The following is a 22542-nucleotide window of genomic DNA, read 5'->3' on the forward strand; positions in this document are numbered from 1 at the left end:
GACCGATCGTCAGAATATTGGAATGACTTGGCTCGTCCGCCGGCCGACGCTGAAAATTGCACCGAATGAACATCGCCCGGCACGCTGCCCGGTGCGCGACGCAGCGTCTGTTCGCCAGGACGGGGCGCTCCCCATCGTCGCCGAGACCCTCGAACAAGCCGGTATTGCGGCTTTTCGGCACGGCGAGGTTGCCATTTCGTTCCGCATCGCGCACGGTCGGCAACGTGCTTGCCTACCCCGCCCTTCACGCCAGCCATGGCGGCATCTGGGTTGCACAGGGTGGCGAGACGCGCGGGATCGGGCGTGGCGAAGCGATCCGGATCGCTGCCGACACGCCCGTCATCCTGCTCAACGCCGCGCTGATCGGCCAGCGTCTGGGCTATGCCGATCTGTCGGGGCTCGACCTGCTCGAACTCTACGCGTTCCTGCGCCCGGCGCAGTTCGCCGTGCCGACGCCGAAGGGCATCGCGCGCGTCACCGGTCTCGACCTGCCGACCGAGGATGCCGGGGTCGCGCCGTTCCTGTTGCGCGCCGCCGAGGCGATGCTGGCGCTGACCGACGCGGCCGACTGGCCCGAGCGGGAGGGGGCCTGGACCGCGGCGCAGTCGCTTTACCGGTTACGCTGGCCCTGGGCGCCGGTGGTCGCCGAAAGGTTGGCCAAGCCGGCGGTCAACGAACGCTGGCTGTTTTCGAAACTGCCCGAATGGGAGGAGCAGGCCCCGCGCCCCGCGCCGCGGACGATCGCGATCGAGCCCGGCGATGCCGAGGCGCGACTCGACGACCTGACCGGGCATGGCGCGGAGGAACGGCCGGGGCAGCGCGCCTATGCCGCCGCGGCGACGGCTGCGTTCGCGCCGCGGGCGGTGCGCGATTCGCCCAATCTGGTGCTGGCGGAGGCGGGGACCGGGATCGGCAAGACGCTCGGCTATCTCGCCCCCGCCTCGATCTGGGCGGAAAAGGCGGGCGGCGCGGTCTGGATCTCGACCTATACCAAGGCGCTGCAGCGCCAGCTGGGGCGCGAAACCGAACGGCTCTTTCCCGATCCCGCGGTCCGCCGGACCAAGGTCGTCACGCGCAAGGGGCGTGAGAATTATCTCTGCCTGCTGAACCTCGAGGACGCGTTGCAGGGCGGCTTTGCGGGGCGGGCGGCGGTGCTCGCGCAGCTCGTCGCGCGCTGGGCCGCGTATAGCGCGGACGGCGACATGGTCGGCGGCGACCTGCCCGGCTGGCTGCCGACGCTGTTCCGGCGCAACGGATCGACCGCATTGACCGACCGGCGTGGCGAGTGCGTCTATGCCGGCTGCCCGCATTACCGAAAATGCTTCATCGAACGCGCGGCGCGCGCCTCGACCGATGCCGACATCGTCATCGCCAACCATGCGCTGGTGATGGTCAACGCGGCGCGCGGACGCGAACTCGCGACGCGACCGACGCGTTATGTGTTCGACGAGGGGCATCACATTTTCGACGCCGCCGATTCGATGTTCGCGACCGCGCTGACCGGTGGCGAGACGATCGAGCTGCGCCGCTGGATCATCGGTCCCGAGGGCAGCAGCCGGGGACGGCGGCGCGGACTGGCCGCACGCCTGTCCGATCTCGCCAGCTATGACGAGGCAGGCAATCGGGCGATCGGCGAGGCGGTGGCCGCGGCCGGCGCGCTGGCGAGCGAGGGCTGGCTGCAACGGATCGGCGAGGGCGCGCCGTTCGGGCCGATCGAGGAGCTGCTCGCTGCGGTTCGCGGGCTGACCTATGCGCGCGCCGAACAGCCGGGCGATGCCGGCTATGGGCTCGAGACCGAACTGGCGGAACCCGATCCGACGCTGATCGAAGCCGCCGCGCCCGCCGCCGCCGCACTCGACGCGCTGGTGCGTCCGCTGGTCACGCTCGGCCGACGGCTCGAGGCGGTGCTGAGCGAGGCGCCCGACTGGCTCGACGGGCCGGCGCGCGCACGCGTGGAGGGCGCGATCGCGTCGATCGGGTGGCGCGCCGAGACGGTCGCGGCCTGGCTTTCGCTGCTGGCGCGCGTCGGCGGGCCCGCGGATGCCGATTTCGTCGACTGGCTCGCGGTCGACCGGGTCGAAGGACGCGAATTCGATATTGGGCTGCATCGCCGCTGGCTCGACCCGACCCGCCCGTTTGCGGAGGTCGTGCTGAAACCCGCGCATGGCGCATTAGTGACGTCGGCGACGCTGACCGGGGGCGGCAGCGCGGAGGAAGGCTGGCAGATCGCCGAGGCGCGCAGCGGCGCACCGCATCTGGCCCGCCCGGCCGCGCGATTCGCCGCGCTCAGCCCGTTCGACTATGCGACGCAGGCCGAGGTGCTGATCGTCACCGACGTCAAGCGCGGCGATGTGGGCGCGCTGGCCAACGCCTATGCCCGGCTGATCGTCGCCTCGCGCGGCGGGACGCTCGGGCTGTTCACCGCGATCCGCCGGTTGCGCGGCGTGCACGGCCGGATCGCCGACCGGCTGGCGCGCGAAGGGCTGCCGCTGCTCGCGCAGCATGTCGATCCGATCGATACCGGCACATTGGTCGATATCTTCCGCGATGACCCGGGCGCGTCGCTGCTCGGCACCGATGCACTGCGCGACGGGGTCGACGTGCCGGGCGAATCGCTGCGGCTCGTGGTGATGGAGGGCGTGCCCTGGCCCAAGCCGACCGTGCTGCATGCCGCACGACGGCTTGCGGGTGGTGGCGCCGTGTATGACGACCGGCTGATCCGCGCGCGGCTGGCACAGGCGTTCGGCCGCCTGATCCGGCGTGCGGACGATTCGGGCGCGTTCGTCATGCTGTCCGCGGCGATGCCGTCGCGCCTGCTGAGCGCCTTCCCGCCGGGGGTTCCGGTGACGCGCGTCACACTCGACGAAGCGGTGACCCGAGTCGCGGCACGGCTTTCCTCGCGCGCCGCCTTGAGGCATGAGGCGGGCGAACCGGCCCGAGGACCCTTATCATGACGCCCGAGCCATGAAGACGCTGACGCTGCTGCGCCATGCCAAGTCGGGCTGGGACGACACGGTCTCGCGCGATTTCGACCGGCCGCTGAACGCCAAGGGCCGCCGCGCCGCGACGATCATCGGGCGGCAGATGCGCACGCTGTCGCTCGCGTTCGACCATGTCGTCGCCTCGCCCGCGGTCCGTGTCGTCGAGACTCTCGACGAGATCGTCGCGGGCTATGGACGCACGCTGGCACCCGACTGGGACCGGCGACTGTATCTGGCGTCGGCGGGGACGATTCTCGACCTCGTCCGCGATCTGCCGCGCGGCGTCGATCGCGCGCTGGTGATCGGGCATAATCCGGGGCTTGAGGATCTCGTCCTGTTGCTGACCCCAGACGTGACCCACCCGTTCCGCGACGCGGTCGAGGACAAATATCCGACCGCAAGTCTTGCCGAGCTGCAGTTCGACATCGACGACTGGGACGATCTGACGAGCGGATCGGCGCGGTTCACCCGCTTCGTCCGGCCGCGCGATCTCGATCCGACGCTGGGGCCCGACGCGGACTGACGCGTCGGGCCGGACTCGTCAGCCCTTGCCCTCGAGCTTCGCCTTCAGCCCCGAAAACGCGTTGACCGGCTGATATTCGTCCTCGCTGATCACCCCGGCGGCGCGCAGTGCGGCCGCGGCGTTGGGGCCGCGGGGAAAGGGATCGAGCGCAAGCGCGAGCGTCTCGGCCGCCGCTTCCCCCAGATCGACCGCACCGCCATCGATCGGCACGGTGTCGAGCGCATCGTCCGACAATTCGATCTCGCCGTCGACCGCGCCGAAATTGTCGACGAAGCGCAGCGCGACGGGCTCGTCGATCGTCGCGGTGAGCGGTTCGTCGGTCACCGAACAGGCCTGCACCACCTTTGCCGTCACACGCCCGTTGGCGACGATCCCGCTCGTATCGCGTCGGATCGTGAAGTGCGCCTCGAGCAGGTCAACGGACAGGATCGCAAACCGCGCGGCAAGCTTGCGGCGTTCCTCGGGCGTTGCGGCGAAGGTCACACTGCGATCGCGCTCGCCGATCGTGTCGAGTCGCTCGGGGCGGCTGAATTCGGGGGTCATGGCAGCTCTCCGGCGAGTAGGGTTGATAGCGGGACGCCCGCGAGCGCGGCGTGGAAGTCGGTGAGGGCCGTGCGGACATGCGCGAGCGCTGCGGGCGCGGGCGGATCGCCGCGATAGAGGTTGCGGACCAGCGGTGCGTCGAGATCACCGGTCGCGAGCCCGTCGCGATAGGCACCGAGCCGGCCGCCGAGCATGCTCATCATCCGGCCGATATGCTTGCCGACGATGATGTCGCCGATTCCGAGCTCGCGCAGCTGCCCGTCCATGTCGTCGACGAAGCGTTCCGCGAGTCGCGCGGCGGGCTCACCACCCGATGGCTCCGATTCCATCCGCAGCATGACGAGCGCAAGGACCGCGGCGATCATGTCGAAGCGGCCGTCGACCGTGTCCGGCACCTGCCCGTCGCGATACCAATGCTCCGCGCGCGCGCGCTGCACGACCGCGGTATAAAGTGGCAGCGCCTCGTCGTGCTTCTCGCCCAATAGCCTGCCGAACCAGCCCAAATCCTGTCGCCTTCCCGTCGCCAATGCGCGGCGGCTTGTTTGCCTGCGCAACCTCGCATATCGAGGCGATCCGCGGCCGATGCAATCGTGCTGCCGCCAGTATCGCGTGACCCCGCCCCGGGAGAGTATATGAGCGTCCTTTCATTCCGCCTGACACGCCGTACGGCCAGCGTCGCGGCGCTCGCGCTCGTCGGCCTGACGAGCGCAGGCTGCACGCAGCTTCGCTCGCATCAGGGCTATGTGGTCGATGTCGACCTCGTCAACTCGGTCCAGCCCGGCGTCGACAACCGTCAGTCGGTGCTCCAGACGCTCGGCAAGCCGACCCTCGCGGGGCAGTTCGACCAGGGCGACTGGTATTATCTGGCGCGCGACAGCCGCAACCTGGCGTTCCGCAACCCGCGTCCGAACGCGCAGATCACGCTGCAGATCAGCTTCGACCAGCAGGGCACCGTCACCGCGATCCGTCGCGGCGGGCTCGACCAGGTCGCGTCGATCAGCCCCGATGGCAAGACGACGCCGACGCTGGGTCGCCAGCGCGGCTTCTTCCAGGATCTGTTCGGCAATATCGGCTCGGTCGGTGCACCCGGCACGGGCGGCGGCGGTGGCGCCAATACGGGTACGGGCCGCACGCGGCCGTAAACGCCTGGCGTAGAGTCGCGTCGTAGGATCACTGGGTCGGCGCGGACTTTGCAGACTCGTGCCTTCGCGCTAGGGCGCGGGGCATGACCGACGAGCTCCGCACCGCCGCCCTGGAATCCAAAGCCTGGCCGTATGAGGAGGCGCGCAAACTCCTCAAGCGCTATCCGCAGGGCAAGCAGGGCGCGCCGATCCTGTTCGAGACCGGCTATGGCCCGTCGGGCCTGCCGCATATCGGCACGTTCAACGAAGTGCTGCGCACGACGATGGTGCGCAACGCGTTCCACGCGCTGAGCGACACGCCGACCCGGCTGATCGCGTTTTCGGACGACATGGACGGCTTGCGCAAGGTGCCCGACAACGTCCCCAATGGCGACATGCTGCGCGAGCATCTCGGCAAGCCGCTGACCCAGATCCCCGATCCGTTCGGCACGCATTCGAGCTTTGCCGCGCACAACAACGCGATCTTGCGCGAATTCCTCGACCGCTATGGCTTCGATTACGAGTTCGCGTCGTCGACCGACTATTACACGAGCGGTCGCTTCGACGAGGCGCTGAAGGGCGTGCTGCGGCATTTCCAGGGCATACAGGACGTGATGCTGCCGACGCTGCGCGCCGAGCGCCGCGCGACCTATTCGCCGGTGCTGCCGATCTCGCCGACCAGCGGCATCGTGTTGCAGGTGCCGATCGAGGTGATCGATGCCGAGGCCGGGCTGATCGCGTTCGAGGATGAGGGGCAGCGGATCGAGCAGAGCGTGCTCGGCGGCAAGGCCAAGCTGCAGTGGAAGGTCGACTGGGCGATGCGCTGGGTCGCGCTCGGCGTCGATTACGAGATGGCGGGCAAGGACCTGATCGATTCGGTGACCCAGTCGTCGAAGATCGCGCGCGTGCTCGGCGGCCGCCCGCCCGAGGGCTTCAACTACGAGATGTTCCTCGACGAGAATGGCGAGAAGATCTCCAAGTCCAAGGGCAATGGCCTCAGCCTCGACCAGTGGCTGACCTATGGCCCGCAGGAATCGCTGGCGTTCTACGCGTATCGCGAGCCGAAGAAGGCGAAGTCGTTGCACATGGGCGTGATCCCGCGCGCGGTGGACGAATATTGGCAGTTCCGCGGCAATTATGCAGGCCAGGACCTGAAGCAGAAGCTCGGCAACCCCGTGCATCACATCCATGACGGCAAGCTGCCCGAGGGCGAGTTGCCGGTGACGTTCGGGCTGCTGCTCAACCTCGTCGGCGTGATGGGCGATGCGAGCAAGGCGCAGGTCTGGGGCTATCTGGCGAACTACGTCCCCGACGCGTCGGCAGAAAGCTATCCAGAGCTCGACAAGCTGATCGACCATGCGCTGGCGTACGGCCGCGATTTCGTCGCGCCGACGCTCAAGCGGCGTGCACCCGAAGGCGTCGAGATCGCGGCGCTCGAGCGGCTCGATGCCGAACTCGCCGCGCTGCCCGCCGATGCGAGCGCGGAGGATGTGCAGAACATCGTCTACGAGATCGGCAAGACCGGCGGGTTCGAGACCCTGCGCGACTGGTTCAAGGCGCTGTACGAGACGCTGCTCGGGTCCGAACAGGGGCCGCGGATGGGCAGTTTCATCGCGCTGTACGGGATCGACAATTCGCGCAAGCTGATCGCGGAGGCGCTCGCCCGCCCCGCTGCCTGACACTCCTTACGAGGGTATACCCGATGCGCATGTTCTTCGACGACCGGCAGCGGGCGCATGCGCCGACGCAGGAGCTGCATAATGGCGGCTTCACGACCTATGCGGAGATGCCCGCGCGGGTCGATGCGATCCTGGCTGCGCTGGGGCCGGTCGAGACGCCGGCGGACCGCGGCGAGGCGGCGATCCTCGCGGTGCATTCGCCGGCCTATGTCGCGTTCCTCAAGGACGCGGCGCGGCTGTGGCGCGAGGCGGGGCGGACGGGGGATGCGATTCCCTATGCGTTTCCGATCCGCGGGCGGCGGCCGCTCGACCTGACGCGGATCGATGCGCTGATCGGCGCGCACAGCTTTGATGCGACGACGCCGATCACCCCCGACAGCTGGGCCGCCTCCTATGGCAGCGCGCAGTCCGCGCTGGGGGCGACGCACGCGGTGCTGGAGGGCGACCGCGCGGCGTTCGCACTATGCCGGCCGCCCGGCCATCATGCGGGCGCGGATTATTGCGGCGGCTATTGCCATCTGAACACCGCGGCGATCGCGGCACAGGCGGCACGCGACGCGGGTGTCGCGCGCGTCGCGATCCTCGACATCGACTATCATCACGGCAACGGCACGCAGGACATCTTCTACGAGCGCGGCGATGTGTTCTACGCCTCGGTGCATGCCGATCCCCGGACCGACTATCCCTTCTTCTGGGGGCATGCGGACGAGACGGGGGACGGCGACGGTCGCGGTGCGACGCTCAACCTGCCTTTGCCCCACGGCACGACGATCGACGCGTTTCGCACGGCGCAGACGACCGCGCTCGACGCGATCGCGACGTTCGATCCCGGGCTGCTCGTCGTCAGCTTCGGCGCGGATACGTGGGAGGGGGATCCGATCTCGCACTTCGCGCTGACGACGCCCGATTATGCGGTGCTTGCGCGCGATATCGCCGCGCGCGGCTGGCCGACTGCGATCGTGATGGAGGGCGGCTATGCGGTCGATGCGCTCGGCCACAATGTCGACAGCTTCCTGCGGGGATTCTGACATTTCAGGGACGGGTATCGCGGCGGGGACGCCGGCCTATCGCGGGCTGACGCTCGCGATGCTGTTCGCAGGCTTCTCGACCTTCTCGCTGCTCTATTCGGTGCAGCCGTTGCTGCCGTCGTTCGCCGCGCAGTTCCAACTGAGCGCGGAGGCGGCGTCGCTTGCGGTCTCGCTCGCGACGGGGCCGCTCGCGATCGGAATCCTGTTCGCAGGCCTTGTGTCCGACCGGCTCGGGCGGCGGCCGCTGATGATCGCGGCGATGTTCGCGGCGGGTGCGCTGACGCTCGCGACCGCGCTGGTGCCGGGGTGGAGCGGATTGCTCGTGTTGCGCTTCCTGACCGGGCTCGCGCTCGCGGGGGTGCCGGCGGTGGCGATGGCCTATGTCGCCGAGGAGGTCGATTCGGCGTCGGTGGGCGGTGCGATGGGGCTGTATATCGCGGGCAGCGCGATCGGCGGGATGGGCGGACGGCTGGTCGCGAGCCTGGTCGCGGATTTCGGCGGGTGGCGATTCGCGATCGCCGCGGTCGGCATCGCCGGCCTTGCGATGGCCGAGGGGTTTCGCCGGCTCGCCCCGCCGTCACGCAACTTCCATCCCAGCGCGGGCGAACCGGCGGCCTTGGTCCGCGATGCGCGCGCGCTGTTCGCGGACCGGGCGATGCCATTGCTGTATCTCGAGGCGTTCCTGCTGATGGGGGTGTTCGTCACCGTCTATAATTATGCGGGATTCCGGCTGATGGGGCCGCCTTACGGGCTCAGCCAGTCGGCGGTCGGCGCGGTGTTCCTGCTTTATGTGCTGGGGTCGATCAGTTCGGCGCGGTTCGGGACGCTCGCCGGGCGACTGGGGCGGCGGACGATCTTCTGGGTGCCGGTGGTCGTGCTGATCGCGGGCGTCGCGCTGACCGCGATGCAGCCGCTGGCGCTGGTGATCGCCGGCATCGCGGTGGTAACGATCGGCTTCTTCGGCGCGCATTCGATCGCGAGCGCGTGGGTCGGGCGGCGGGCACAGAGCGTCGCGGGCGGTGGCGCGCGCGGGCAGGCGGCGGCGTTCTACCTGTTCTTCTATTATATGGGGTCGAGCGTGCTGGGCTCGGCGGGCGGCTTTGCCTGGACGCATGCCGGCTGGCCCGGCGTGACGGGCTTTTGCCTGGTCGTCGGCGGTGCTGCGCTGGCAATCGGGCTGAGGCTGCGCGCGGTGCCACCATTGCGGGTGGAGCCGGTGGCAGCACCGCGGATGCCGGTGCCCTGAGTCTCAGCGCGACGCGATATCGATCGCGTCGCCCGGCGGCAGTGCGGACAGCGACCGCGCAACCGCGTCGGTGGCATCCATGACGCGCAGCATGTTGCCGCCGGCGAGCTTGACCATGTCGGCATCGCTCCAGCCACGCCGTGCGAGTTCGGCGAACAGCAGCGGATAGCCGTCGACTCCTGTCATCCCCTGCGGCCCGGTGCCGTTGATGCCGTCATAATCGCCACCGAGGCCAACATGATCGCGGCCAGCCACCCGCGCGATATGCTCGACATGATCCGCAACGGTCGCGGCAGTGACACGCGGTTCGGGATGGTCCCGGTCCCAGGCGACGAGCGGCGCAGGCGAACGCGCGCCATAGACGTTGGCGGGCACGCCTGCAGTCTTGGCGAAGGCGGTCCGGTCGGCATCCCAAGCCCGCCACGCGGTCGAGACGAAGGCGGGATAGAAATTGACCATGACGATCCCGCCGTTCGCGCCGATTGCGGCGAGCAGGTCGTCGGGAATGTCGCGTGGTGCGTCGGTCAGCGCGCGGGCGCTGGAATGCGAGGCCATCACCGGTGCCCTGGCGACGGCGAGGACCGCGCGCATCGTCGCGTCGGAGACGTGGCTGACATCGACGATCATCCCGATCCGGTTCATCTCGGCGACCACCGCGCGGCCGAAATCGGTGAGCCCGTTCGCGCGCGGCGCATCGGTCGAACTGTCCGCCCAGTTCAGGCTCTTGCCGTGCGTCAGCGTCATGTAACCGACGCCGAGCGCGCGGTATTGGCGCAGCACGGAGAGGCGCCCGTCGATCTGGTGCCCGCCCTCGACGCCGATAAGCGACGCGATCCGCCCCGCCTTCTCGATCCGACGGATATCGGCAGCGCTGGTCGCGCGTTCGAGCGCGGCAGGGTTGGCGGCGACGAATCGGCGGACGATATCGATCTGTTCGAGTGTCATCTCGACCGCGCGCGGGCCGGTCATATCTGCGGGGATCCACACCGACCAGAATTGCGCACCGACGCGGCCCTTGCGCAGGCGGGGAATGTCCGTCTGGAGCGGGCGTGTGTCCGCGGCGAGATCGAGCGATTCGACCTTCGCGCCGTGCATGTCGCGAATTTCCCAGGCAAGGTCGTTATGGCCGTCGATCACCGGGGTCTTTCCGAGCACCCGGTCGACACGCGCGGCTATGCGGGGGTCGGGGGCGACGGGCGCCGCGCTTGCCTGTGCGGCGATCAGGAGCAGGGCGGTGATCATGCCGCACCATCGTGCCCGCCGCATCGCACAGCGGCAAGAGGATCAGTCGTCGTCCTCGGGGGGGCCGAGTTCGTTGACCCATTCCTGGTTGTGGACGACGGTCGAGCGGACCGGGCGCCCCGCGGCGTCAAGCCAGGGGCGATAGCGAAAGCGCAGCTCGATCAGCCGGCAGGTGGTCGCGTCGAGCACCGCATTGCCGCTCGAACGCGTGATGCTGCACCCGGTGACGCGGCCGGTTGTCTCGACGGTGTAGCGGACACCGACCACGCCGCCCGCGCCGATGATCGCCTCCGCATTGGGGAAGTCCCTATTCCTGAACCGCCCCTTCAACAGCCGCGGCGGGCTCTCGTCACCGCCATCGCCGTCGCCGTCGCCATAGCGGCCGCTGCCGGTACCGTCGCCCTCACCGCCCGCGCCAGTGCCGGGCCCCGGGACCGGCGCGGCGCCGGTCGTCGCCGCACTGCCGACGCCGGGCTTGAGCGCAGCGACGATCGGCGGCGGGATGACGGGCGGGACGATCGGGATCGGGGCGACGAGCTCGGTCGCCTTCGACCGGAGATTGGCGGGTGATGCGGCACCTTCGGGCCGGTGGCTCTTCGCCGGGCGGGGCACGACTTTTTCCAGCCGCGGCGGCGGGGGCGGCGGCCCGACCGCGAAGGTCTTGAGCGCGTCGGGGATCGCCGACGGGAGGCTGACGCCGAGGCCAAGGATCAGCGCATAGCCCAGTGCTGCACACAGGGCAGCGGCGCCGGCGGCGGACAGGAGCCGGTCGCGCGGATGGGGTTGGACGCCGTACATGACTGATATCTGGGGAGGATGGCGCGGGGCGGCAAGCGTTCGGGCCGCGGCGCTGTCCGGGGGGTTGGTGGGTGGGGAGGAGGACGGGCAATATGGGTCCGTCTATCCTCCCCCTCCGTCAGGCTATGCCTGCCACCTCCCCCTGCCGGGGGAGGCTTTGCGGGTTAGAGCTTTTCGGTCAGTTCGGGGACGATCTTGAACAGGTCGCCGACCAGGCCGATGTCCGCGACCTGGAAGATCGGCGCGTCCTCGTCCTTGTTGATCGCGATGATCGTCTTCGAATCCTTCATGCCCGCGAGGTGCTGGATCGCGCCCGAGATGCCGACTGCGACATAGACTTCGGGGGCGACGATCTTGCCCGTCTGGCCGACCTGATAGTCGTTCGGGGCATAGCCCGCATCGACCGCGGCGCGGCTTGCACCGACGCCCGCGCCCAGCTTGTCCGCGAGCGGATCGATCAGCGCGTGGAACTGGTCGCTCGAGGCCAGCGCACGGCCGCCCGAAACGATGACCTTCGCGCTGGTCAGTTCGGGACGCTCGTTCTTGGCGATCTCCGCGCCGGCAAAGGTCGACAGACCCTTGTCGCCGGTCGAGGCGACCGCCTCGATCTCGCCCGAGCCGCCTTCGGTGGCGGCCTTTTCGAACGCGGTGCCACGGACGGTGATGACCTTCTTCGCGTCCGACGACTGGACGGTGGCGATCGCGTTGCCCGCATAGATCGGGCGCGTGAACGTGTCGTCGCTCTCGACCGAGAGGATGTCGCTGATCTGCATGACATCGAGCAGCGCGGCGACGCGCGGCGCGATATTCTTGCCGTGCGTGGTCGACGGCGCGACGAACGCGTCGTGATGCCCCATTAGCTCGACGATCAGTGGCGCGACGTTTTCGGCGAGCGCGTGCGCGAACGCCGCGTCATCGGCGACGTGCACCTTGCCGACGCCGGCGATCTTCGCAGCGGCGGCGGCGACGGCGTCGACCCCCTGCCCTGCGACCAGCAGATGGACTTCTCCGAGCTTGCTCGCGGCAGTGACCGCGGAAAGCGTGGCGTCCTTGACGACCTGACCGTCATGTTCGACCCAAACGAGCGTCTTCACTTTGCGACTCCCATTGTCTTGAGTTTGCCGACGAGCTCGTCGACGTCAGCGACCTTGATCCCGGCCGAGCGCTTGGTGGGCTCGACGACCTTCAGCGTGGTCAGCCGCGGCGTCACGTCGACACCGAAGTCGGCCGGCGCCTTGGTCGCCATCGGCTTCGACTTGGCCTTCATGATGTTCGGCAGCGACGCATAGCGCGGCTCGTTGAGGCGAAGATCGGTGGTGATGATCGCGGGCAGCTTGAGCGTGTCGGTCTCCGCGCCGCCATCGACTTCGCGCGTCACATGGACCGAGCCGTCAGCGATCTCGACCTTCGACGCGAACGTGCCCTGGCCCCAGTTAAGGAGGCCGGCGAGCATCTGCCCGGTCTGGTTGTTGTCGTCGTCGATCGCCTGCTTGCCGAGGATGACGAGGTCGGGCTGTTCTTCCTCGACGATCTTGGCAAGGATCTTGGCGACGCCCAATGGCTCGACCTTGGTCTCGCTGAGGACGAGGATCGCGCGGTCGGCACCCATGGCGAGCGCGGTGCGCAGCGTTTCCTGCGATTTCTGCTCGCCGATCGAGACGACGACGATCTCGGTCACGCCCTTGTCCTTCAGGCGGATCGCTTCCTCGACCGCGATCTCGTCGAACGGGTTCATGCTCATCTTGACGTTCGCCAGATCGACGCCCGTTCCGTCCGCCTTCACGCGAGGCTTCACGTTGTAGTCAAGCACACGCTTGACCGGCACCAGCACCTTCATCAGGATTCCTTCCAAGGTGAATATGTTCGTTTCGCCCGCCGGTTACCGGCCGCGTTGGTGCGACAGATGGCGGTTTCGCGTCGTTTTCGCAAGTGCGGTACGGAAACATCGGATACCGTAGCGTCACGACGACCGCCCCGTCGGACCGGCTGCGATACCAACGAAAAAGGGCCCGGACGTTTCCGTCCGAGCCCCGTTTTTCGCGAAGTCAGTATGCGAGGCCGACAGCGGTTACGCCGCGACCTTCTGCACCTCTGCGACGATCTTCTTGGCGGCGTCGCCAAGGTCATTCGCGGGGACGATCGCCAGGCCGGAGTTCGCGAGGATCTCCTTGCCCTTCTCGACATTCGTGCCCTCGAGGCGGACGACGAGCGGGACCGACAGATTCACTTCCTTCGCCGCCGCGACGATGCCGTCGGCGATGATGTCGCACTTCATGATGCCGCCGAAGATGTTGACGAGAATGCCCTTCACGTTCGGATCCGCGAGGATGATCTTGAACGCGGCCGTCACCTTCTCCTTGTTGGCGCCGCCGCCGACGTCGAGGAAGTTGGCCGGGAACATGCCGTTGAGCTTGATGATGTCCATCGTCGCCATGGCGAGGCCTGCGCCGTTGACCATGCAGCCGATGTCGCCGTCGAGCTTGATATAAGCGAGGTCGTACTTCGACGCCTCGAGCTCGGCGGGATCTTCCTCGGTCTCGTCGCGCAGCTGGAGCAGGTCCTTGTGGCGGAACAGCGCGTTGCCGTCGAACGCGACCTTCGCGTCAAGCACCATCAGCTTGCCGTCGTTGGTGACCGCGAGCGGGTTGATCTCGATCTGCTCGGCATCGGTGCCCATGAACGCGTCATACAGCTTCGACGCGGTGTTCGCGGCCTGCTTGGCGAGATCGCCGGTCAGCTCGAGCGCGGCGGCAACGGCGCGGCCGTGATGCGGCATGAAGCCGGTTGCCTGGTCGATGTCGATCGACTGGATCTTCTCGGGCGTGTCGTGCGCGACCGCTTCGATGTCCATGCCGCCTTCGGTCGAGGCCACCATCATCACCCGGCCGGTGGTGCGGTTGAGCGTCAGCGCGAGGTAGAATTCCTTGTCGATGTCGACGCCGTCGGTGACGTACAGGCGGTTGACCTGCTTGCCCGCGTCACCCGTCTGGATGGTGACGAGCGTGTTGCCGAGCATGTCGGTCGCGGCCGCGCGAACCTCGTCCTCGGTCTTGGCGAGGCGGACGCCGCCCTTGGCGTCGGGGCCGAGCTCGACGAACTTGCCCTTGCCGCGGCCGCCGGCATGGATCTGCGCCTTGACGACGTAGAGCGGTCCGGGGAGCTTCTTCGAGGCCTCGACGGCCTCCTCGACGGTCAGCGCCGCGAAACCGGCGGGGACGGGGACGCCAAACTTGGCCAGCAGTTCCTTGGCCTGGTATTCATGGATGTTCATCGGGAAGGCTCCACGCAATTTTTGGGAAACTCGGGAATTGCCAGCGCGTAAAGCACAGGGCGCGCCGCAAATCCACCCTTAAGGCATTTGCACTTGCGTCTCGTTCGCAATAGAGCGACGGGATCGCTGATTTTTGGCCATTTTGTGGATGCGCGCAGCAGCGGATCGAAACGCGTGCCGGATCACAAACATTTGCGGAAAAGTAACCCTTTTCGTGCCAGAGTTGAACCATGACAGACCCCGCCTACGACTCGCCTGAGACTCGGACCGGTGAAGAGCCCGGTGGAGAGTTGCGCCGGGCGTTGCGCAAATCCGTCAGGATGCGTGCGCACCTGCGCGACCGCGGCCAGACGCGGTTCGAGATCGAAGTGACCGACCTCTCACTGTCGGGGTTCCGGGCCGAGACCAGCTTCACGCTCTGGCCGGGGACGGTCGTGTGGCTGACATTGCCCGGCCTCGCCGCGCTCGAGGCGGTGGTCGCGTGGCGCGACAAGTTCAAATATGGCTGCGCCTTCGCCAAGCCGCTGCACCCCGCGGTGTTCGATCACATCGTGGCGCTGTCGCAGCGGTAACCCGGCGACCGCACCACGATCCGACAGCGGCGCGCCTCAGTCGAACAGACTCGAGACGCTGGTTTCATCCGCGATCCGCTTGATCGCCTCGCCGAGCAGCGGAGCGATCTGCAGGTGGCGGATCTTGCCATGCGCGCCCTTGATCACGTCATGATTGCCGATTGAATCGGTGATGACGAGCTCGCGCAGCTCTGAGCCCTCGACCCGCGCGACCGCGCCGCCCGACAGCACGCCGTGCGTGACATAGGCGACGACGCCCTCGGCGCCTGCCTCCATCAGCGCGGCCGCCGCATTGCACAGCGTGCCCGCCGAATCGACGATGTCGTCGACCAGGATGCAGAAGCGGCCCTCGACCTCGCCGATGATGTTCATCACCTCCGATTCGCCGGCGCGCTCGCGACGCTTGTCGACGATCGCGAGCGGCGCGTTGTTGAGTCGCTTGGCGAGCACGCGCGCGCGCACGACGCCGCCGACGTCGGGGGAGACGACCATCAGGTTCTTGCCCTTGAACCGCGCAAGGATATCCGCGGACATGACCGGCGCCGCATAGAGATTGTCGGTCGGGATATCGAAGAAGCCCTGGATCTGCCCGGCATGGAGATCGACCGAGAGGACGCGGTTGGCGCCCGCGACGGTGATGAGGTTGGCGACGAGCTTGGCCGAGATCGGCGTGCGCGGGCCGGGTTTCCGGTCCTGGCGGGCATAACCCATATAGGGGATGACCGCGGTGATGCGACGTGCCGACGCGCGCTTCAGCGCGTCGATCATGATGAGCAATTCCATGAGGTTGTCGTTCGCCGGAAAGCCAGTCGACTGGATCACGAACACGTCCTCGCCGCGGACATTCTCGTTGATCTCGACGAACACTTCCTCGTCGGCGAAGCGGCGGACGCTGACATCCGTCAGCGGGATTTCGAGATAGGCGGCGATCTCCTGCGCCAGAGGCAGGTTGGAATTGCCGGTCATCAGTTTCATCAAAATCGCTCCACGCCCAGTCGCACGCCCCTTAGTCCCGGTGTTCCAATGGGGAAAGGGCCGAAGGGGTTTGCCGGGGGGCGCGCCGCTTCGTACAGCGCAGGGCATGACCGTCATAACCCGTTTCGCCCCCTCGCCCACCGGCCGGCTGCACGTCGGCAACATCCGCACGGCGCTCCACAACTGGATGTTCGCGCGTGCGCAGGGCGGACGCTTCCTGCTGCGGATCGACGACACCGATGCGGCGCGCAGCGAGGAACGGTTCGTCGAGGCGATCCGCGGCGATCTCGACTGGCTGGGCATGACGCCCGATGGCGAGGAACGCCAGTCGGCGCGGTTCGCGCTGTACGAAACGCGGTTCGCGGCGCTGGTCGAGAGCGGACATATCTATCCGGCGTATGAGAGTGCGCAGGAGCTCGACCTGAAGCGCAAGATCCAGGCGGGACGCGGGTTGCCGCCGATCTATGATCGCGCGGCACTGGCGCTCACCGAGGCGCAGCGTGCGGCGTTCGAGCGCGACGGGGTGGCGCCGCACTGGCGATTCAAGCTCGATCACGACACGCCGATCGCCTGGACCGACCTGATCCGCGGCGAACAGCATTTCGAGGCGCGGACGATGAGCGACCCGGTGATCCGGCGCGCGGACGGATCGTGGCTGTACATGCTGCCGTCGGCGATCGACGATGCCGATATGGGCGTGACTCATGTCGTGCGCGGCGAGGATCATGTGTCGAACACCGCGCTTCAGCTGCAGATGTTCGCAGCACTCGGCGCGCCCGCACCGCAGTTTGCGCACGAGGCGCTGCTGACCGGCGCGGAAGGGAAATTGTCCAAGCGGCTGGGCTCGCTCGGCGCGAATCATTTCCGGGACGTCGGGATCGAGCCGCAGGCGGTGCGCGCGCTGCTCGCGCGGATCGGGACGAGCGATCCGGTCGAGCCGATCGCCGACGCCGCGCCGCTGATCGCGACGTTCGATTTCGCCCGGTTCGGCCGCGCGCCGGCGCGGTTCGACGAGGGGGAGCTGGCGCAGGTAAATGCGCGGATCCTGCATGCGCTGCCCTTTGCCGACGTCGCCGACCGCCTGCCCGAGGGCATGGGCGAGGCCGCATGGGAGGCGGTGCGTCCGAACCTGGTGACGCTCGCCGATGCCGCCGACTGGTGGCAGGTGATCGAGGGGCCGGTCGCGGTCGAACCCCTCGGCGGGGACGAGGATGCGGCATATCTCGACCAGGCGCTGGCGGCCGCTACGGCAATCGACTGGGCGGGCGACCCCTGGCACGCGCTGACGAGCCGGTTGAAGGCGGAGACGGGGCGCAAGGGCAAGGCACTGTTCCTGCCGCTGCGCCGTGCGCTGACCGGGCGCGATCACGGCCCCGACATGGCCGCGCTGCTGCCGCTGATCGGGCGCGAGCGGGCACTGGCGCGCCTCGCGGCGGCACGCGCCGGCTGAGGCTTGAACGAGCGGGCTGAAACCCCGCTGACCGCCCCTCATCCGACGGCGTGCAAAAAGGTTCCGATCGCGCTTGCGCGATGCATGTAATGATGTACCATTTCATTTGGCGGTATCGATCGCGCCGCCATCCTCGAGGAGATGCGAAGGAGACGGACGGATGTACGCGGACAGAATGAGCCGGACGGGCGGATTGAACCCCGGAAGCCTGGGCGTCGCGCTGGCGATCAACGGCGTGGTGATCGGGGCGTTGTTTTTTGCGGCGCCGGAACTGGTGCCGTTCGCGCCGCCCGACCCGCCGCTCACAATATATATCCCGCACACCCCGCCGCCGCCCACGCCGGTGCCGCCCGCCGATCCGCTGGTCCGCCAACAGCCGCGCCCAGCGCCGCGACCCGATGCACCGGTCCGGCAGGTGCCGACGCCGGCCACCGAAGGGTTCGAGGTCGTGCCCGACCCCCTGCCCTTCACCCCGCCAATCGACGTCGTCGGCACGGGCACAGGCAGCGTGGCGGTCGATCCGCCCAAGCCGTCGCCCCTGTTCGTCCAGCCGGGCATCGACCCGCGCTATGCCGCGGATTTCCAGCCGGGTTATCCGTCCGAGGAACGCCGGGCCGGGCGCGAGGGGCGAGTCGTCCTGCGCGTGCTGATCGGCGCGGACGGGCGCGTGAAACAGGTCGAGCGGGTCACCGCCACCAGCGACGCCTTTTACCGCGCGACGCTGGACCGTGCGCTGACGAAGTGGCGGTTCAGGCCGGCGACGCGCGACGGGGTCGCGGTCGAGGCGTGGAAGACGATGAACCTGTCGTTCGTGCTGGAAAACTGAACCGCGGGCGGCGACCCGTCGCAAGGATGGGCCTGCAGGTCGGCCCCCCGGGTCGTCGCCCAAGGTACTGGCCTTGGGGGGCCTGCATGCCTATCTTTGCGCGATGGGCTCTTTCAGTCGTTTCTCGCCGGTCCGCGCCTATCGCGACCTCCGCCTGTTCCTCCGGGGCCGGCAGCCGTATGAGCTTGGCTTTCTCGCGTTGGCGATGCTCGTCACGGGCTTCCTGATCTACGCCTTCTCGAAGGACAGCTATGCCGAGCGCGAATATCGGCCGAACATCGTCTATGTCGAGCAATGGCCCGCGGATCGCACCGATGCGCAGATCGTCGCGCAGCAGAAGATCGACGCGCCGATCAAGGCCGCGCGCCTGGCTGAGCAGAAGAAGCGCGAGGAGGAAACCCGCGCGTCGTTCAAGCGGATGGACGACAAGCTGAAGGCGCTGGGGATCTGAGCATCGACCAGCCCGGCCGCGGTATTGGCGCGGCACTGGCGCTGGCGGCACGGGGACGCGGGCGTACGGCACCCAACCCTTGTGTCGGCTGCGTGATCGTCTCGGACGGGCGCGTCGTCGGGCGCGGCTGGACGCAAGCAGGCGGTCGGCCGCATGCCGAGGCGATGGCACTGGCGCAGGCGGGCGTGAAGGCGCGGGGAGCCACGGCCTATGTGACGCTCGAACCCTGCGCGCATGAATCACCGCGCGGGCCGGCGTGCGGCGACCTGCTGATCGCGGCGGGCGTGGCGCGGGTCGTCGCGGCGCTGGAGGATCCGGATCCCCGGACGGCGGGGCGCGGGTTCGCGCGGTTGCGCGACGCCGGGATCCGCGTCGAGACGGGCGTGCGCGCCGCCGAGGCGCGACGGTCGATGGCGGGGTTCCTCACGCGACTCGCCCGCGGCCGGCCGCATGTCACGCTGAAGCTCGCGACCTCGCTCGACGGCTGTATCGCGATGGCGGACGGGTCGAGCCGCTGGATCACCGGGCCACAGGCGCGCGCGCATGCGCATCTCGAACGCAGCCGGCACGAGGCGATCCTGGTCGGGCGCGGGACGTTCGAGGCGGATGCGCCGCGACTCGACGTGCGGCTTGCGGGACTGGAGTCGCGGGCGCCGCGCCGCGTGCTGCTGTCGCGGACAGCGCCCGATGCGGACGCGGGATGGCACGTCATCGCCGATCCGCAGGATATTGCGGCCCTGCCCGGCGACCATCTGCTGGTCGAGGGCGGCGCGGCCGTAGCGTCGGCGTTCCTTGCCGCGGATCTGGTTGACCGGCTGCTGCTGTACCGCGCGCCGATCCTGATCGGGAACGGCCGGCATTCCATTGGCGATATTGGTCTCGGCGATCTTTCCAGCGCGCATGGGCGCTGGTCGATCGTCGATTCACGGCAACTTGGCATCGACCGAGTCGAGGTCTACGAGCGCGAGCGAAACGAGGGATAATGTTTACCGGAATCGTCACCGACATCGGCACAATCACCAGCGTGGCGCAACAGGGCGACACGCGCGTGGTCATCGCGACCGCTTATGATCCCGCCACGATCGACCTGGGCGCGTCCATCGCGTGTTCGGGCGTCTGCCTGACCGTGGTCGACAAGTCCGCGGGCGGCGACGGACCGCACTGGTTCGCGGTCGATGTCTCGGGCGAGACGATCAGCCGCACCGCGCGCGACCAGTGGACGCAAGGCCGCCCGCTCAATCTCGAACGCGCGATGAAGCTCGGCGAGGAGCTGGGCGGGCATATCGTCACCGGCCATGTCGACGGGCTCGGCACGATCGTGTCGGTGGTCGAGGAAGGCGGATCGCACCGCGTCACCGTCCGCGCCGGCACCGACATCGCGCCGTTCATCGCTGCCAAGGGATCGGTCACGGTCGACGGCGTGTCGCTGACCGTCAACACCGTCCGCGACGTCGACGGCCCTGATGGGCAAAAGGCGGTCGAGTTCGGGCTGAACATCATTCCGCATACCTGGGGCGTGACCACGCTCGGGACGATCGAAACGGACCGGACGGTCAATATCGAGATCGACGTCCTTGCCCGCTATCTCCAACGGATGGAGCATTACCGTGTCAATGCCGGCTGAACGCAGCGCCGAACTCGGGCGCCTGAAGCATGGATATCTGTCGAGCCCCGAAGAGATCATCGACGAGGCACGCAACGGCCGGATGTTCATCCTGGTCGATGACGAGGACCGCGAGAATGAGGGCGACCTGGTCATCCCCGCGCAGATGGCGACGCCCGAGAAGATCAACTTCATGGCGAAGTTCGGTCGCGGGCTGATCTGTCTCGCGCTGACCAAGACGCGGACCGAAGAGCTCGGACTCGAGCTGATGAGCCGCAACAACGGCACAAGGCACGAGACCGCGTTCACCGTGTCGATCGAGGCGCTCGAAGGCGTGACGACGGGCATCTCGGCGGCGGATCGCGCGCGGACGATCGCGGTGGCCATCGATGCGACCAAGCAGAAGGCGGACATCGTCACCCCCGGCCATGTCTTCCCGCTGGTCGCGCGCGACGGCGGCGTGCTGATCCGCGCCGGGCATACCGAGGCGGCGGTCGACGTCGCGCGGCTGGCCGGGCTCAACCCCTCGGGCGTGATCTGCGAGATCATGAACGAGGACGGGACGATGGCGCGGATGGACGACCTCGTCACCTTCGCGCAGTTCCACAATATCAAGATCGGCACGATCCGCGACCTGATCGCGTATCGCCGCCGCTACGACCATCTGGTCGAGAAGCGCGCCGAGGCCAGGTTCACGTCCGAATGGGGCGGCGACTGGACCGCGCTGACCTTCTGGAACAAGGCGACGGGCACCGAGCAGGTCGCGCTGGTCAAGGGCCGGATCGACCCCGCAAAGCCGACCCTCGTCCGCATGCATGCGCTGTCGCCCTTCGCTGACATCTTCGGCGAATCGGGCGATCGCGGCCGGATCCTCGCGCGGTCGATGCAGATGATCGCCGACGAGGGCGCGGGCGTGATCGTCGTCATCAACCGGCCGCGCGGCAACGCGTTCACCTCCGCCGTTTTGAAGAAGGCGGGCGCGGAGATCACCCCGGACATGGAAGAGCTGCGCGACTACGGCGTCGGCGCGATGATCCTGACCGAGCTCGGCGTCCATGACATGGTGCTGATCACCAACACGCACCACACGCTGGTCGGGCTCGACGGCTATGGCCTGTCGATCGTCGGCGAACGCCCGATCGCTCCCCTCGACACCGAAAAGGCTCCCAACTGATGGCGCATATCCTGATCGTCGAAGCGCGGTTCTACGACCATCTGAACGACCTGCTGATCGAGGGCGCGCGCGCGGCGATCGAGGCCGCGGGCCACAGCCACGAGACGATCACCGTCCCCGGCGCGCTCGAGGTGCCCGGCGCGATCGCGCTGGCGGCCGAGAGCGAGACCTATGACGGCTATGTCGCGCTGGGCGTCGTGATCCGCGGCGAAACCTATCATTTTGAGATCGTCGCTGGCGAGAGCGCGCGCGGGATCATGGCGCTGACGATGGACGGCCTGCCGATCGGCAACGGCATCCTGACCACCGAGAACGAGGCGCAGGCGCTCACCCGCGCCCGCCCGACCGAGGGCGACAAGGGCGGCGGCGCGGCGAAAGCAGCGCTGGCGATGCTGGCGCTGAAGGACCGATTCGTCGCGTAGGATGCGTGGGCGTTCGGACGTCCGCCCTCATCGACTCACGATCGCCCTGGTCAGTCCCCGGGAGTGTCGCGCAGGGCGGCCTCGACCTCTTCGGCAGTAATTCCGAACGCGGCGGCCAGCGCGGCGATCGACGCGCCGCGTGCGGCGAGCGTGCGGATGCGGGCGGGGTCGACGATCGTCGTAAAGCCGCGGGTGTCGCGTTCGGTCTTTGTCTCCTCGCCGCTGCGCGCGCGCGCGCCCGAGCGGCGGCGCTTGGCGATCTTGAGCGCTTCCTCGTCATTGGCGGGCGGCGCGTCGAGGCGCGCGCGGATCCGCTGCGCTTCCTCGACCCGACGGGCTTCGCGCGCACGTTCACGGTCCTGCGAGAGCGCATCGCGTTGCGCGGCGCGCGCTTCGGCGCGCTGGTCGGTCGCGGCGAGGCGGTCCTGGGCGCGCTGTTCCCGCTCGCGGGCGCGCTCTTCGGCACGGCGGGCGGCGCGATCCGCGGTGCCGGGCAGCAACGGGCCGGGGCCGCGGTCGTTCAGCGGCCAGGCCGATGCGGGGCTGGATTTCGGGGGCGATTTTGGCGGGCCCCAGCCGTCGGTCATGTCGTGTCCTGTCGTCACCGGTGCGCCGCGCGCGACGCGGCAGCCGCGCT

At 68.4% G+C, this 22542-nt stretch carries 23 protein-coding genes; 14 read left to right on the forward strand and 9 right to left on the reverse strand.

Translation table 11 applies throughout. The annotated features are described in order from the left end of the window. Positions 1 to 224: 224 nt before the first annotated feature. Together IFT71_RS10965 and IFT71_RS10970 are read left to right on the forward strand one after the other, a co-directional pair. Entirely contained in the window at positions 225 to 2954 is a 2730-nt protein-coding gene (locus IFT71_RS10965; RefSeq protein ID WP_342212649.1) for an ATP-dependent DNA helicase, read from the forward strand. A 10-nt stretch (positions 2955 to 2964) separates the two neighbouring features. Further along, positions 2965 to 3504 carry a SixA phosphatase family protein gene (locus IFT71_RS10970; RefSeq protein ID WP_031396398.1) on the forward strand — a complete coding sequence of 180 codons (540 nt, stop codon included), beginning with the start codon at positions 2965 to 2967 and terminating at the stop codon, positions 3502 to 3504. An 18-nt stretch (positions 3505 to 3522) separates the two neighbouring features. Here IFT71_RS10970 and IFT71_RS10975 read toward each other — a convergent pair whose 3' ends face one another. Together IFT71_RS10975 and IFT71_RS10980 are read right to left on the reverse strand one after the other, a co-directional pair. Continuing rightward, entirely contained in the window at positions 3523 to 4047 is a 525-nt protein-coding gene (locus tag IFT71_RS10975) for a YceD family protein (RefSeq protein WP_192140788.1), read from the reverse strand. Next, positions 4044 to 4550 carry a ubiquinol-cytochrome C chaperone family protein gene (locus IFT71_RS10980; protein ID WP_031396396.1) on the reverse strand — a complete coding sequence of 169 codons (507 nt, stop codon included), beginning with the start codon at positions 4548 to 4550 and terminating at the stop codon, positions 4044 to 4046. The genes IFT71_RS10975 and IFT71_RS10980 overlap by 4 nt, the downstream gene beginning before the upstream one ends. A gap of 129 nt (positions 4551 to 4679) precedes the next feature. On the opposite strand from IFT71_RS10980, the gene IFT71_RS10985 reads away from it, so the two are divergent. From IFT71_RS10985 to IFT71_RS11000, 4 genes are all read left to right on the forward strand, one after another. Further along, positions 4680 to 5189, forward strand: coding sequence for an outer membrane protein assembly factor BamE (locus tag IFT71_RS10985; RefSeq protein WP_031396395.1), 510 nt, complete (start codon positions 4680 to 4682; stop codon positions 5187 to 5189). 83 nt (positions 5190 to 5272) lie between these two features. After that, positions 5273 to 6847 carry a lysine--tRNA ligase gene (locus IFT71_RS10990; protein ID WP_192140790.1) on the forward strand — a complete coding sequence of 525 codons (1575 nt, stop codon included), beginning with the start codon at positions 5273 to 5275 and terminating at the stop codon, positions 6845 to 6847. A gap of 23 nt (positions 6848 to 6870) precedes the next feature. Beyond that, positions 6871 to 7875 carry a histone deacetylase family protein gene (locus IFT71_RS10995; protein ID WP_192140792.1) on the forward strand — a complete coding sequence of 335 codons (1005 nt, stop codon included), beginning with the start codon at positions 6871 to 6873 and terminating at the stop codon, positions 7873 to 7875. Next, positions 7847 to 9121: an MFS transporter gene (locus IFT71_RS11000; protein ID WP_192140794.1), complete on the forward strand. Its 1275-nt coding sequence runs from the start codon at positions 7847 to 7849 to the stop codon at positions 9119 to 9121. Before IFT71_RS10995 ends, IFT71_RS11000 begins: the two co-directional genes overlap by 29 nt. Positions 9122 to 9124: 3 nt before the next feature. On the opposite strand, the gene IFT71_RS11005 is transcribed toward IFT71_RS11000, so the two are convergent. The 5 genes from IFT71_RS11005 to sucC all read right to left on the reverse strand — a co-directional run bounded on the left by IFT71_RS11005 (position 9125) and on the right by sucC (position 14432). Continuing rightward, complete coding sequence (locus IFT71_RS11005) at positions 9125 to 10363, reverse strand: dipeptidase (protein WP_192140796.1); 1239 nt, start codon at positions 10361 to 10363, stop codon at positions 9125 to 9127. Between the two features lie 42 nt (positions 10364 to 10405). Further along, entirely contained in the window at positions 10406 to 11161 is a 756-nt protein-coding gene (locus tag IFT71_RS11010; protein WP_192140798.1) for an energy transducer TonB, read from the reverse strand. Positions 11162 to 11325: 164 nt separating this feature from the next. Then, on the reverse strand, positions 11326 to 12255 hold the full coding sequence (locus tag IFT71_RS11015) for an electron transfer flavoprotein subunit alpha/FixB family protein (protein WP_031440307.1): 930 nt from the start codon (positions 12253 to 12255) through the stop codon (positions 11326 to 11328). Further along, on the reverse strand, positions 12252 to 12998 hold the full coding sequence (locus IFT71_RS11020; protein ID WP_192098083.1) for an electron transfer flavoprotein subunit beta/FixA family protein: 747 nt from the start codon (positions 12996 to 12998) through the stop codon (positions 12252 to 12254). The genes IFT71_RS11015 and IFT71_RS11020 overlap by 4 nt, the downstream gene beginning before the upstream one ends. Positions 12999 to 13229: 231 nt before the next feature. After that, entirely contained in the window at positions 13230 to 14432 is a 1203-nt protein-coding gene (gene sucC, locus IFT71_RS11025; RefSeq protein ID WP_031440309.1) for an ADP-forming succinate--CoA ligase subunit beta, read from the reverse strand. Between the two features lie 230 nt (positions 14433 to 14662). On the opposite strand from sucC, the gene IFT71_RS11030 reads away from it, so the two are divergent. Further along, positions 14663 to 15004 (forward strand): PilZ domain-containing protein, encoded by a 342-nt coding sequence (locus IFT71_RS11030; RefSeq protein ID WP_042466950.1) that lies wholly within the window; start codon positions 14663 to 14665, stop codon positions 15002 to 15004. A 36-nt stretch (positions 15005 to 15040) separates the two neighbouring features. Here IFT71_RS11030 and IFT71_RS11035 read toward each other — a convergent pair whose 3' ends face one another. After that, positions 15041 to 15979: a ribose-phosphate pyrophosphokinase gene (locus tag IFT71_RS11035; protein ID WP_056673279.1), complete on the reverse strand. Its 939-nt coding sequence runs from the start codon at positions 15977 to 15979 to the stop codon at positions 15041 to 15043. Positions 15980 to 16085: 106 nt separating this feature from the next. Here IFT71_RS11035 and gltX point away from each other — a divergent pair, with 106 nt between their 5' ends. The 7 genes from gltX (at position 16086) to ribH (ending at position 21905) form a co-directional block, all read left to right on the forward strand. Next, positions 16086 to 17429, forward strand: coding sequence for a glutamate--tRNA ligase (gltX, locus tag IFT71_RS11040; RefSeq protein WP_192140800.1), 1344 nt, complete (start codon positions 16086 to 16088; stop codon positions 17427 to 17429). Between the two features lie 160 nt (positions 17430 to 17589). Next, positions 17590 to 18255, forward strand: coding sequence for an energy transducer TonB (locus IFT71_RS11045; RefSeq protein WP_192098085.1), 666 nt, complete (start codon positions 17590 to 17592; stop codon positions 18253 to 18255). 103 nt (positions 18256 to 18358) lie between these two features. Then, a complete protein-coding gene (locus tag IFT71_RS11050) occupies positions 18359 to 18706 on the forward strand; it encodes a hypothetical protein (RefSeq protein ID WP_031396092.1) in 348 nt (115 codons plus the stop codon). 23 nt (positions 18707 to 18729) lie between these two features. Continuing rightward, on the forward strand, positions 18730 to 19689 hold the full coding sequence (ribD, locus tag IFT71_RS11055) for a bifunctional diaminohydroxyphosphoribosylaminopyrimidine deaminase/5-amino-6-(5-phosphoribosylamino)uracil reductase RibD (protein ID WP_192141254.1): 960 nt from the start codon (positions 18730 to 18732) through the stop codon (positions 19687 to 19689). Next, positions 19689 to 20330, forward strand: a complete 642-nt coding sequence (locus IFT71_RS11060; RefSeq protein WP_192140802.1) for a riboflavin synthase — start codon at positions 19689 to 19691, stop codon at positions 20328 to 20330. Before ribD ends, IFT71_RS11060 begins: the two co-directional genes overlap by 1 nt. Next, complete coding sequence (gene ribB / locus IFT71_RS11065) at positions 20320 to 21483, forward strand: 3,4-dihydroxy-2-butanone-4-phosphate synthase (protein WP_031440487.1); 1164 nt, start codon at positions 20320 to 20322, stop codon at positions 21481 to 21483. The genes IFT71_RS11060 and ribB overlap by 11 nt, the downstream gene beginning before the upstream one ends. After that, positions 21483 to 21905: a 6,7-dimethyl-8-ribityllumazine synthase gene (ribH, locus tag IFT71_RS11070; RefSeq protein ID WP_031440486.1), complete on the forward strand. Its 423-nt coding sequence runs from the start codon at positions 21483 to 21485 to the stop codon at positions 21903 to 21905. Before ribB ends, ribH begins: the two co-directional genes overlap by 1 nt. 50 nt (positions 21906 to 21955) lie before the next feature. Here ribH and IFT71_RS11075 read toward each other — a convergent pair whose 3' ends face one another. Next, entirely contained in the window at positions 21956 to 22492 is a 537-nt protein-coding gene (locus IFT71_RS11075; RefSeq protein ID WP_244654869.1) for a hypothetical protein, read from the reverse strand. Positions 22493 to 22542 lie beyond the last annotated feature (50 nt).

This window comes from Sphingomonas sp. CFBP 13733, from assembly GCF_014841795.1.
Lineage (GTDB): Bacteria > Pseudomonadota > Alphaproteobacteria > Sphingomonadales > Sphingomonadaceae > Sphingomonas > Sphingomonas aerolata.